Raw genomic sequence first — 12,709 nt, forward strand, 5'->3', positions numbered from 1 at the left:
GAACGTGCAACAGAACCGAACCTCTCATCTCGGTTTGATTTTCATTCTGGGCCTGCTGTCCATGCTGATGCCGCTGGCCATCGACATGTACCTGCCCAGCATGCCGGTGATCGCCGCCCAGTTTGGCGTCGAGTCCGGCAGCGTGCAGATGACGCTCAGCGCCTATATGCTCGGCTTCGCCTTCGGGCAGCTGTTCTATGGGCCGATGTCGGACAGCATCGGCCGCAAACCGGTGATCCTGTGGGGAACGCTGATCTTCGCCATCGCCGGTTGCGCCTGCGCCATGGCGCAGTCGATCGATCAGCTGATCGGACTGCGTTTCTTGCACGGACTGGCCGCCGCCGCCGCCAGCGTGGTGATCAACGCCTTGATGCGCGACATGTTCACCAAGGACGAGTTCTCGCGCATGATGTCGTTCGTCATTCTGGTGATGACCATCGCGCCGCTGCTGGCGCCGATGATCGGCGGGGCGCTGCTGCTGTGGTTCAACTGGCATGCCATCTTCTGGACCATGGGCGCCGCGGCGCTGATCGGTTCACTGCTGGTGGCCTTGTTCATCAAGGAGACGTTGCCGAAAGAGCGTCGACAGCGGTTCCACCTGCGCACTACGCTGGGCAACTTCGGTTCGCTGTTCCGCCACAAGCGGGTGCTGAGCTACATGCTGGCCAGCGCCTTCTCGTTCGCCGGCATGTTCTCGTTCCTCAGCGCCGGGCCGTTCGTCTACATCGAACTGAACCATGTTTCGCCGCAGCACTTCGGTTACTACTTTGCGCTGAATATCGTCTTCCTGTTCCTGACGACGCTGATCAACAGCCGCAACGTGCGGCGGTTCGGCGCGGTCAAGATGTTCAAACTGGGGCTGCTGGTGCAGCTGGCGATGGGGCTGTGGCTGCTGGCGGTGAGCGCCGTCGGGCTGGGCTTCTGGGCGCTGGTGATCGGCGTAGCGGTCTATCTGGGGTGCATCGCGATGATCTCCTCCAACGCCATGGCGGTGATCCTGGATGATTTTCCGCATATGGCGGGCACCGCGTCTTCCCTGGCCGGCACGTTGCGGTTCAGCATCGGCGCGCTGGTGGGTGCGGTGCTGTCGATGGCGCCGGGCAAGAGCGCCTGGCCGATGGTCACCTCGATGGCGCTGTGCAGCATTGTGGCGGTGTTGTTCTATCTGTACGCCAGCCGGCCGCGCGATCGCGCAGCCTGACGTTCTCCTGGTTCGGGGCGAAGTTGCCCCGAGCCGTCACAGGGTTGCGCCTTGCCAGTTTGCGGTGCAACCGGCAATGAAAATTTTGTTGCCAAACATATGCCTGCTAATTAATGGGGCATTTACCCTTCTGTGTGCTTTTTGTTAAAAAATACCGTCGCTGAGCTGCCCGATATCCTCCGGTATGCGCGGCGTTTTGCCGGCGGGTCGGTGCGGGCGGTTTGCATTAGGGGTGATGTAAATCAAGGTATTAGCGGAGGACGGTGCGCTAACGCGACGGGTGAAATGTTTCTTCAATGTAAAAATATGGCGACGAAAAAGTAGTCGCATTGCAAGAAAAAAGAGTTGAGATCGCTGCGGGAAAGGGTTACATATAACGCAAAAATGCGAGCTGAGTCGCAAAATGCCGTGAAATAACACCGCACGGCGCGCCAAAAAATGGCACGGCATCGGCAAGCACGGGGTCAGGTTAATGGCTTGCGGCAAAATTTACATTTAAATAACATTTGTGCGCGGCAGAGTCGGGAGTCAACGGCTATAACTTAGTAACCCTGTCAGGTAAAAGTGTTTCACCTTTTCAAACTAGGGATTTCATGTGGAGAGTATCCAACTTTCGGTAGTGCATCGCTTGCCGCAAAGTTATCGTTGGCTATCCGGTTTCACCGGCGTAAAGGTCGAACCGATTCCGTTTAACGGAATAGACGAGGATAACAACCTGATTGGGCTGAAGCTGCTCAGCCATGAAGGGGCCGAGGCCTGGCAGGTGATGCAACAGCTTAATCTGTCGTTGCAGGAGATTCAGGTCGACTGCGCGATCGTCGAATGGGAAGGGGAACCTTGCCTGTTCGTGCAGCGCAGCGATGAGAGCGCGACGATGTGCCGCCTGAAAAACGTCGGCGCCGCGATCGCCGAACCGCTCAGCGCGCAATACCCCTTCTGAATTCGCCGCTAATCCGCCAACTGCAACAGTTGTCGGGTATAGTCGGCTGCGGGCGCCGCGAAAATCGCCCGGCAGTCTCCCTGCTCAACCACTTCTCCCTGTCGCAGCACAATCACCTGGTGGCACAGCGAACGCACCACCTGCAGGTCATGGCTGATGAACAGATAAGCCAGCCGGTGGCGTTGCTGCAGCGATTTCAGCAGCGTCAGGATCTGCGCCTGCACCGATTTATCCAGCGAAGAGGTCGGCTCGTCGAGGATCAGCAGCTGCGGCTGCAGGATCAGCGCGCGCGCGATGGCGATGCGCTGGCGCTGGCCGCCGGAAAACTCGGTGGGGTAGCGGTGGCGCAGCTGCGGATCCAGGCCGACCTCCTGCAACACCTCGATCACGCGCTGTTCCCGCTGCTCGGCGTTCAGCCGCTGGTGCACTTCCAGCCCTTCGGCGATGATCTGCTGTACGTTCAGGCGCGGGTTGAGGGCGGAATACGGATCCTGGAAGACGATTTGCATCCGGCTGCGGTAGGGCAGCATTTGTTTCATCGTCAGCGGGTGCAGCGGTTCGCCGTCGAACCAGATGGCCCCCTGCGAGGCCAGCAGACGCAATAGCGCCAGCCCGGTGGTGCTTTTACCCGATCCGGATTCCCCCACCAGCCCCACGCTCTCTCCGGCGCGCAGTTCGAAACTCAATGACTTCAACGCATAGTGATAATCCACCGTGCGGCGCAGCAGGCCGCGCCGAATGGGGAATCGCACCTGCAGATCTTCCACCTTGAGCAGCGGCCGCTCATCGCCGGGGCGCGCGCTGGCTGCGGCCGGCAGCGGCAGCGGTTCGCCGACGTCCTCGGCGGCCAGCAGTTGCCGTGTGTAGGGATGCTGCGGCCGGCTGAACAGCTGTGCGCGGCCGTTTTGCTCCACGCAACGGCCCTGACGCATCACCGCCACGTTGTCCGCCAGACGGCGCACAATATTCAGGTTATGGGTGATGAACAGCAACCCCATGCCCATTTCTTGTTTCAATTCTTGCAACAGCGTCAGGATTTGCGCCTGGATAGTTACGTCGAGCGCGGTGGTGGGTTCGTCGGCAATCAACAATTTCGGGCGGGTTAACACCGCCATGGCGATCATCACGCGTTGGCGTTCACCGCCGGAGAGCTGATGCGGATAGTCCTGCAACCGGGTTTTGGCCTGGCGGATGCCGACGCGCTCCAGACAGTCGACGATCTCTGCGCGTGCGGCTTCGCGCCGCAGGCCGCGGTGCAGCATCAGCACTTCCGCCAGTTGCTTCTCAATGGTGTGCAGCGGATTGAGCGACACCATCGGTTCCTGAAAGATCATCGCGATCTGATTGCCGCGCACCTTGCGCAGTTCAGCCTCCGGCGCATGCAGCAACGAGTTGCCGTTGAACAGAATATCGCCGCCAGGGTAAACCACCGGCGGCGCGGGCAGCAGTCGCAGTATCGACAGGGCGGTGACGCTTTTGCCGGAGCCGGATTCTCCCACCAGCGCCAGCGTTTCCGCCGGGGCTATCTGCAAAGAGAGTTCGTTGACCACCGGCGTGACGGCGTCGCCCTGGCGGAAGGCGATGCTGAGATCCTGGATGGCGAGCAGAGGTGTAGCCATATCAATGCGCCTTGCTGGGGTCAAAGGCGTCGCGTACCGCTTCGCCGATAAAGATTAATAACGACAGCAGCACTGCCAGCACCAGGAAGGCGGTGATGCCGAGCCACGGCGCCTGCAGATTGTTTTTGCCTTGCAGCAGCAGTTCGCCGAGCGACGGCGAACCGATCGGCAGACCGAAGCCGAGAAAATCGAGCGACGTCAGGGTGGTGATCGAGCCGCAGAGGATAAACGGCAGGAAGGTCAGCGTCGCCACCATGGCGTTGGGCAGCATGTGGCGGGACATGATCACGCGATCCGGCACGCCCATGGCGCGCGCGGCGCGGATATAGTCATAGTTGCGGGTGCGCAGGAACTCGGCGCGCACTACGCCCACCAGGCTCATCCAGCCGAAAAGAATAGTGATGCCGAGCAGCCACCAGAAATTGGGCTGGACGATGCTCGACAGCAGAATGATCAGAAACAGCGTCGGCATGCCCGACCACACTTCGATAAAGCGTTGCCCCCACAGATCGAAACGCCCGCCGTAATACCCCTGTGTCGCGCCGACGCACACGCCGATCAGGCTGGAAAACAGCGTCAGCGCCAGGCCGAACAGCATCGAAATGCGAAAACCATACAGCACGCGGGCCAGCACGTCGCCGCCGTTGCTGTCGGTGCCCAGCAGGTTATGGCGCGAAGGCGGGGAGGGGAAGGGCACCTCGGTGGCGAAGTTGATCGTGTCGTAGCTGAAACGGATCGGCGCCCAGATCGCCCAGCCATGCCGGTCGATTTGGCGCTGGACGAACGGATCCTGATAGTCGGCTTCGGTGTTCAGTTCGCCGCCGAACGCGGTTTCGCTGTAGTTGATCATAAACGGCAGGTATAGCCGGCCTTCATAACGCACCAACAGCGGTTTGTCGTTGGCGATAAGATCGGCGGCCAGGCTGAGCGTGAACAGCGCCAGAAAGATCCACAGTGACCAGTAACCGCGGCGGTTGCGGCGAAAACGCGCCCAGCGCGCCTGATTGATCGGGCTAAGGCGGCTCATTGGCGGGCCTCGAAGTCAATGCGCGGATCGACCAGGGTATAGGTGATATCGCTGAGGATGTTCAACAGCAGGCCGATCAGGGTGAAGATATACAGCGTGCCGAACATCACCGGGTAGTCGCGCTGCAGCGTGGCGTCGTAACCCAGCAGCCCCAGTCCGTTGAGCGAGAACATCACCTCAATCAGCAGCGAGCCGGTGAAAAACATGCTGATAAAGGTGGCCGGAAAACCGGCGATCACCAGCAGCATGGCGTTGCGGAACACGTGGCGGTACAGGATCTTTTTCTCGTCCAGGCCCTTGGCGCGGGCGGTGGTGACGTACTGTTTGCGGATCTCGTCGAGGAACGAGTTTTTGGTCAGCATGGTCAGGGTGGCGAAACCGCCGATCACCGTCGCCAGCACCGGCAGCGTGATGTGCCACAGATAGTCGGCGATCTTCGCCGGCCACGAGAGGGTATCGAAGTTGCTGGAGACCAGGCCGCGCAGCGGGAACCAGTCGAGATAGCTGCCGCCGGCGAACAGCACGATCAGCAGGATGGCGAACAGGAACGCCGGAATGGCGTAGCCGATAATGATCAGCGTGCTGCTCCAGGTATCGAACGCGCTGCCGTTGTGGACGGCCTTGCGGATGCCGAGCGGGATCGACACCAGATAGATGATCAGCGTGCTCCAAAGGCCCAGCGTGATGGAGACCGGCAGGCTTTGGCCGATCAGTTGCATCACCGAAGCGCCGCGAAACAGGCTGTCGCCGAAGTCAAAACGCATGTAGTTCCACAGCATGGTGAAGTAGCGTTCGTGCAGCGGTTTATCGAAGCCATAACGCTGGGTGATCTCGGCGATCACCTCCGGATCCAGGCCGCGCGAGCCGCGGTATTGCCCTTCGGTCGCGGCCGGGACGCCGGCTCTGGCGTGCCCCAGGCCTTCATTGACCCCGCCGCTGCCGAAACCGCTGCCCTGACCCAGTTCGATGGCGGCGATGGCCTGATCGACCGGGCCGCCGGGGGCGATTTGCACGATAAAAAAGTTGATGGTGATGATCGCCCACAGCGTAGGGATCACCAGCAACAGTCTGCGTATCAGATAGGCTGCCATGCCGACTCCTTATTGCCGTTGAGCCGGCAAGCGCGCCGCCTTGTTGACGTCGTACCACCAGTTGTCGAAGCCGATGGCGTAGGCCGGGCGGATCGGCGGCGTGGAGAACTTGTCCCAATAGGCGTAGCGGTCGTGGTTGGAGTACCACATCGGCAGCATGTAGCGGTTCCAGGTCAACACCCGATCCAACGCGCGGCCGAGCGGCAGCAGCGCTTTTTCGTCGCCCTGATGCTCAGCGATTTGCCTGACCAGGCTGTCGACCGCCGGGTCCTTGACGCCGGGGGTGTTATAGCTGGAGTTGATGTACTCCGAATCCCAAATGATGCGTAAATTGGCGGTGGGGAACGGCATCGCCATGTACACCGTCGGCATCATATCGAAGTCGCGTTCGCGCATGCGGCGCGTATATTGCGAGGCGTCGATCTCGCGGATTGCCATATCGATGCCCAACCGCTGCAGGTTGTGGCGGAACGGCAACACGTACTGGAAGTTGCTGCCGCTCAGCAGCATCAGCTCAAAGGCGAACGGCTGGCCGGTTTTGGCGTTGACCAACTTTTGATTTTTGACCACCCAACCGGCCTCTTGCAACAGTTGGGTCGCCTTCAGCAGATTTTGCCGATCGTTGCCGCTGCCGTCGGAGGCGGGCGGTTGATAGATGCTGGTGAACACCTCAGGCGGCACCTGGCCTTTGAGCGGCGCCAGCAGCGCCAGTTCGGCGGCGTCCGGATAGCCGCGGGCGGCGTAGGCGGTGTTTTGGAAATAGCTGTCGGCGCGTTGATAGGCGTTGTAATACAGCGCCTTGTTCATCCAGTTAAAGTCGAAAGCCAGGGTGATCGCCTCGCGCACGCGCGGGTCGGCAAACAGCGGTTTTTGGATGTTGAACGCCAGCCAGCGGGTGTTTTGCGCCGCCTGGTTGGTCTCGTCCTGTTTGATGATGTAGTTGCGCGCGAAGTTGCCGCCCTGATACTGGGTGGCCCAGCTCTTGGGCGACGGCTCGATGCGGAAATCGTAAGCGCCGGCCTTGAACGCTTCCAGCGCCACTTTATCGTCCAGATAATAATCGTAGCGAATGCTGTCGAAGTTATAGCGGCCGCGGTTCACCGGCAGGTTGGCGGCCCAGTAGTCGCGCACCCGTTGATAGGTGATGTACTGGCCGAGGCGATAATCGCCGATTTTATACGGGCCGCTGGCCAGCGGCGGCGTGTTGAGCGGCTCGTTGAGCTTATGGTTTTGCCAAAAGGCGGCCGGGAGAATAGGCAGGCTGCCGAATAACGACAGCATCGCTTCTTTGTTCGGCTGCGGGAATTCAATGCGCACCGTCAACCGAGAGATGGCTTTGACCGTGACGCCTTTGTAGTAGGAGCGAAACTGCGGCACGCCCTCGGCCATGAATTTGCTGAAGGTGAAGGCCACGTCGGCGGCGGTGATCGGGCTGCCGTCGTGGAAACGCGCGCGGGCGTTGATATCCACTTCCACCCAACGCATGTCGGCCGGGAAGCGCGCCGATTCGGCAATCAGCGGATAAAAGCTGCCGGGTTCGTCGTCGGACGTTGCGAACAGCGTGTCGTAAAGTTGATCCGTGCGCTCGCCGGGCACGCCCCGAGTAGCGAAGCGGTTGAAGTTATCGTAGGTGCCGATGGCCGCCAGGCGCACGTCGCCGCCCTTGGGCGCCGCCGGATTGACGTAGTCGAAATGGCTGAAGTCGGCGGCGTATTTCGGTTCACCGAGAAGGGCGAAAGCGTAGCTTTCGTTGAGGGCTTCGGCCTGCGAGGCGAAGCTCAGTGCCGAGAGCACCAGAGCAGCGAAAATGCGCACGGACATCAGACGGTAAGCTCCTGCTGTGGAATAAAGTACAACCGGCGCCCAGCATAACATTCTTCGGGCGGGCGCAGGGTAAAGATGCTTAAAGATTAACTATTTTTTTCCTGATAATCAAAGACCTGATGAGCATTGCAGTAAGCGACGAAATTAGCGATGCTAAGCGGCTTGCTGAAGTAATAGCCCTGCATGAAGTTAACGCCGCGTTCTTGCAGGAACTGCATCTGCTCGGCGGTTTCCACGCCTTCGGCCACCGTCAGCATTTTCAGCTTTTTCGCCAGCGAAATCACCGCATCCAGCACCGGCGCGGTGACCGTGTCCTGGCCGATGGTGTTGACGAAGCCGCGATCAATCTTCAGGTAATCCATGGTGAAACGCTCAAGATAGATCAACGCGCTGTGGCCGGTGCCAAAATCGTCCACCGCGATCTCGATGCCCTGTTTATGCAGCCAGTCGAACTCCGCCAGCGCGCTCTCTTCTTCCACCATGCCGCGTTCGGTGATTTCAAACACCAGCGTAAAGTAATCGCCCGGCAGCTGCGCCAACAGTTCATACACGTCCTGATGGAATGACGGCGCGCTAAGGTGGGCGGGGGAAATATTGAGGCCGACCTTGCCTCCCCGCGGCAGCGCCTTGGCGAGCTGCGGCGCATCTTCGGCAATCAGCCTGAACAGATGGCGGGTGAGCGGCACGATCAGCCCGTTGCTTTCGGCGTACGGGATAAAGACATCCGGGGGAATGCGGCCCTCGATAGGATGCTGCCAGCGGATCAACGCTTCCAGCCCGCCGATGCTGTTGCTGCCGGTATGGAACACCGGCTGATATTCGATGAAGAACTCGTTGCGCTTGATGCCGCGCAGCAGCGCGCGCTCCGGGCTTTGCCGCAACAGCAGCATGTAGTAGCAGAGCACGCCGATCATCAGCGACAGCACCAGGCTGCCCAGCAGCGTCAGGCGAATATCGTTGGGCGTCAGTTTCTCGTTGTAGAACAGGATGCTCAGCGGCAGATTGGGCAGCGTCAGGGTGTCCGCCTTGTCTTGCGGCAACTGCGCGATCGGCATCAGGTTCGGGCTGAAGGTGGTCAGCGCGCGGTTGCCCATCACGATGGCGATGCCCGGCGCCTGCTCGTCATGCGAAGTGAACAGCAGGTAGGGCATCAAATTGATGTCCAGCGTGGCGAGGATGCCGGTCGCCGATGCGCCAGGATGCCGTAGCCAAACCGCGACCGCCGGCTTGTCCGGCACGATCGGCGTGCCCTGCTGCAGCTTCAGATCCAAAGGCAGGTGGGTATCGATGTCCTGATACAGGTTTTTCATCGGCAGCATCATGTCGCCGGTGGCGGAGGAGCAGTAGGCGTAACCGTCTTTCACCAGCAGGAAGGTGCGTACGCCGCTGGTAAAGGCCGCCTGATAGGTGATGTCTGACTGGCTTGAGAGGCAGGGTTTGTCCAGCAGCGGCATCATTTTTTGCATGACATCCGTCAGGTGCGAGATATAACCCAGCGCGAATTTTTGCGTACGCGCTTCAACCTTGTGTTGATATTGCGTGCGCTGGTGGTTGATCAAAGAAAGTGTGACCGCGGTGAATAGCGTAAAAAATAGCAGGGCGGCGACGACGCTTTTGGCCAGACTGCGCTGTCGGTGCGACACGCTGCGAGAGAACGCCCTTTTCAAGCCCATAACCGAGACCTCTGCAACGGGGCGTCAGGCGTGTCGCGCAGCCATTTAATGGATTGTGCCAACGGCTTTTTTTTCATTTTTTGCCTTTTATCCCGTACCCAACCGGCGACGCGTTTAAATACAAGGCGTCGCCGACAGAAATATAATGCACCTATTAAGCGGAAACGTTTTAAATAACGCCGGGCGCGCCGTTGCCGTCATCTGACGATAATAGGCGAGTTTTTCCTCGTCGGCGCGATTTCCGGCCGGCAGTTTATCAAAATAATGGTGTGAGGTGACGATAAGGCCTGGCTCAGCCCCGGTGGCTCTCGTTCGACAGCCAAAAAAAACGCCGCCCGTAGGCGGCGTTTATCGCTCGTTTGGTATTCAGGATCTTCAGGGCGTTGCGCCGTCAGCCGTTGGTCAACACTCGGCGCGCTTCTCGATAACGTTTATTCCAATAGTTATCGGTCAGCTTGGAAATCATGACGCCACTGCTGGTAGAAGCGTGAACGAACTGATCGTTGCCTAAATAGATGCCGACATGGCGCCCGGTAGAACCGGCGCGGAACAGCACCAAATCGCCGGCGCGCAGTTTGGTGCGCTGGATTTTCTTACCGAGGTCTTCCTGTTCGTAGGTAGAACGCGGTAAATCCATGCCGAACTGTTCGCGGAAGGTGCGCTGTACAAACGCCGAGCAATCGATGCCGCGCTTGGTGTCACCGCCTAAACGGTAGCGAACGCCTTTCCAGTCCGCGTACTGATCCATAATCTTTGACTTGACGTCAACGTTGCGGACCATCGCTTCGAATTCATCCTGAGAGGCTTGCAGTAAAAGACCGTCTTTGTCATTAACTGCACGCATCTCAGTTTGTGCGTTACTCAAGTTCGAAGTGTGAGTCGAGCTGCACGCTGACAGCATAACCGCAGCGGCAATTGCAGGGACTACCCGCAAAAAATATCTCAGAAACGGTTGAGATTTGACCATTGTTGTTGTTTTCCCTTGAAGTCCTTAACGACGAAAGTCGCTACCTGAAAAATGCCAAACGAAACGAGCCTAGTCCGCACCTGTTGCATCGACAATCAGTTACCGTTGAAAACGTGCGGGAACGCACATTTTTATCGGATTCCGTACTGATTCGACTTAAACCAGGCACAAACGCATCTGAGATTACCGGAACAAATAGGGGATTGCGAGTCTTTTTCCGGTCTTTTTTATATGAATTTGTGATGTAACATAATGTAAATCTTCATATAAAAAACGCCAATTGTCCGATGTATGAATCTGGCGTGAAATCAGGTTGCAAAAGCGTTAACGGGGGGCGGAGAAATTTTGCGCATCGCGAGGGGATAAAACGCGGGAGGCGGGCGCCTCCCGGAATGACTCATAGACGTAAGTTATGGTTGGCCGGGGCGGTGCTTGCCGGGCAACAGGCGATTCAACCGTTCGATAATCCAGTCGCTGCAAGGCGTCATCAGCACCCAACTGGCGCCAACCAAGACCACGGACAGCGAGCCTACGGCGATATCGGTAAACCAGTGGGCGCCAATCATCACGCGTGGCAATGAAAAGATCAGCGTAATCAGCAGGGCGACGGCGAAGGCGCCGCGGCCGAAATAGCGCAGCATAAAGCAGGAAAAAATAATCAGCATCATGCCGTGGTCGCCGGGGAAGCTGTCGCCGGAGGCGTCCTTGGTGGGGATGCCGGTCAATGCGCTGACGCGATTGATATTGTCGAAGGTCAGGGTGGGGCTCGGATGCTTCACCGGCAGCAGGTGGCCAAGCTGATTCAGCACCACGGCGGTCAGCAGCATTACCACGCCGGTGATCACCAGACGGCGGCGGCCGGCGGCGTCCTGCTTCAGGTAGAAGTACAAATACAGCAGGCCCATGGCGAGCAGTGAAATCACATCGAACGCGCGGTTGTTGGTGATGGCGACCAGGTGCAAAAATGCCGGGTCGGTGGCCAGATGGCGGTTAAAGAAGAAGAAGATCGCCGAATCCAGGGTAAACCAGCCACCGTGATTGGCCGGCAGGAACCAGGACAGAAACAGCGCAACGCCCAGTAAGTTGAAGAAGAGAATGAAGGGTAAATTGCGGCGTGTCATGACATAAACCTGTTGGAAAAATGAAAACGAAACAAAACCGGCCGCCCTGCGGCAACCGGGGGGCAACGGTACGGGGTTTAACTTAAACGAATCTTAAACAAGGCGGATTGCAGGGCGTTCCAGTCGGCATTTTCGCTGTGGATCAGTTCAACCCGGCTGTCGAGCGGCGCGTTCGGGCGGGTTTCGATGTTGAGATCCTGGCCCTGGCGATTGATCAGCAACGTGCCTTCGGGGATGCGCACCACGCCTTTGGCACGTTCGACCGGCGCCAGCCGCACCCATTCCATAAAGCCGACGGTATCGAACCGGGTGTCGCCGTCAAAAATCCAGCCGCAGCTGGTGAAGCCTTGCCCTTCGTTCAGCGCTCGCCGCCAACGCGCGTTCTCCGGCAGCCGCAACGCCGCCAGTCCCTGCGTTTTCGCCTGACCATGATGATGTCGTGCGTCCGGTAATTCTGTACGATTTGTGCGAGGAAGCGACAACAACGCGACATCCGCCTCACCTTGCGCGATGGCGTAGCAGGGCCGCTGCAGCGGATCTTGCGCCGTCCAGGCTTCCAGCGCCCGTCTGTCTTCCGGCCGATAGGTATCGCTTTTGCTGGCCAGGATAACGTCGGCCGCGGCCAGCTGATCGCGGAAGTTTTCGTTGTCGCGGTAGCGGGGCTGACTGAGTTGACGGGCATCCAGCAGGCACAGCGTGGCCTGCAGATCGATCCAGCCGGCATAGCTCTCCTGGGTCAGCAGCGACAGGATTTGCTTCGGATGCCCGAGCCCGGTCGGCTCGATCAGCAGCCGGTCCGGTTTGGTCTGCTGCAACAGCATATTCAGACCCACCTGCATCGGCAGGCCGTTGACGCAGCACATGCAGCCGCCGGGGATCTCTTTGAGCACCGCGCCGCTGTCCGCCAGCAGCGCGCCGTCGATGCCTATTTCGCCGAATTCGTTGACCAGTACCGCCCAGCGTTCATGCTCGGGCTTATGGGCCAGCAAATGGCGGATGGCGGTGGTTTTACCGCTGCCGAGGAAGCCGGTAATCAGATTGGTTTTAGTCATTAATCATTCCTGGGTGCAAAAATCAACCTGCCTAATAAATGAGCGATTCTGCGCGGTCGCGGCGGCGAGCGCGATTTAATTTGTGCTCTACCTCGCAAATTTTGCACGCCACCCTGCGCTTTTCAACCGGCAAAATCCACTTTTCTTTGCAAGAAAATTCTTAGATAAAACCCTGTATTAGATACGGTTAACTT

At 58.8% G+C, this 12,709-nt stretch carries 10 protein-coding genes; 2 read left to right on the plus strand and 8 right to left on the minus strand.

Annotated features, from left to right (window positions below; genetic code table 11):
• The first annotated feature begins 4 nt into the window (after window positions 1-4).
• Window positions 5-1,201 carry a Bcr/CflA family multidrug efflux MFS transporter gene (locus ACJ8M3_RS01290; protein ID WP_033643821.1) on the plus strand — a complete coding sequence of 399 codons (1,197 nt, stop codon included), beginning with the start codon at window positions 5-7 and terminating at the stop codon, window positions 1,199-1,201.
• A gap of 595 nt (window positions 1,202-1,796) precedes the next feature.
• Window positions 1,797-2,141 (plus strand): YejG family protein, encoded by a 345-nt coding sequence (locus tag ACJ8M3_RS01295; protein WP_004935763.1) that lies wholly within the window; start codon window positions 1,797-1,799, stop codon window positions 2,139-2,141.
• A gap of 8 nt (window positions 2,142-2,149) precedes the next feature.
• Here the strand turns inward: ACJ8M3_RS01295 and yejF are convergent, their stop codons facing one another.
• From yejF to ACJ8M3_RS01335, 8 genes are all read right to left on the minus strand, one after another.
• Window positions 2,150-3,760 carry a microcin C ABC transporter ATP-binding protein YejF gene (gene yejF, locus ACJ8M3_RS01300; protein ID WP_033643820.1) on the minus strand — a complete coding sequence of 537 codons (1,611 nt, stop codon included), beginning with the start codon at window positions 3,758-3,760 and terminating at the stop codon, window positions 2,150-2,152.
• A 1-nt stretch (window position 3,761) separates the two neighbouring features.
• Complete coding sequence (locus ACJ8M3_RS01305; RefSeq protein WP_042785062.1) at window positions 3,762-4,787, minus strand: ABC transporter permease; 1,026 nt, start codon at window positions 4,785-4,787, stop codon at window positions 3,762-3,764.
• Entirely contained in the window at window positions 4,784-5,878 is a 1,095-nt protein-coding gene (locus ACJ8M3_RS01310) for a microcin C ABC transporter permease YejB (protein WP_033643818.1), read from the minus strand. The genes ACJ8M3_RS01305 and ACJ8M3_RS01310 overlap by 4 nt, the downstream gene beginning before the upstream one ends.
• A gap of 9 nt (window positions 5,879-5,887) precedes the next feature.
• Window positions 5,888-7,699, minus strand: a complete 1,812-nt coding sequence (locus ACJ8M3_RS01315; protein WP_089192033.1) for an extracellular solute-binding protein — start codon at window positions 7,697-7,699, stop codon at window positions 5,888-5,890.
• Between the two features lie 89 nt (window positions 7,700-7,788).
• On the minus strand, window positions 7,789-9,375 hold the full coding sequence (locus ACJ8M3_RS01320) for a cyclic di-GMP phosphodiesterase (RefSeq protein ID WP_033652531.1): 1,587 nt from the start codon (window positions 9,373-9,375) through the stop codon (window positions 7,789-7,791).
• Between the two features lie 391 nt (window positions 9,376-9,766).
• On the minus strand, window positions 9,767-10,342 hold the full coding sequence (gene mepS, locus ACJ8M3_RS01325) for a bifunctional murein DD-endopeptidase/murein LD-carboxypeptidase (RefSeq protein WP_033643815.1): 576 nt from the start codon (window positions 10,340-10,342) through the stop codon (window positions 9,767-9,769).
• A 410-nt stretch (window positions 10,343-10,752) separates the two neighbouring features.
• Complete coding sequence (locus ACJ8M3_RS01330) at window positions 10,753-11,463, minus strand: phosphatase PAP2 family protein (protein ID WP_033643814.1); 711 nt, start codon at window positions 11,461-11,463, stop codon at window positions 10,753-10,755.
• A 77-nt stretch (window positions 11,464-11,540) separates the two neighbouring features.
• Window positions 11,541-12,515: a CobW family GTP-binding protein gene (locus ACJ8M3_RS01335; RefSeq protein ID WP_033652532.1), complete on the minus strand. Its 975-nt coding sequence runs from the start codon at window positions 12,513-12,515 to the stop codon at window positions 11,541-11,543.
• Between the last annotated feature and the right edge of the window lie 194 nt (window positions 12,516-12,709).

The organism is Serratia sp. CY55921, assembly GCF_052167655.1.
Classification (GTDB): domain Bacteria; phylum Pseudomonadota; class Gammaproteobacteria; order Enterobacterales; family Enterobacteriaceae; genus Serratia; species Serratia ureilytica.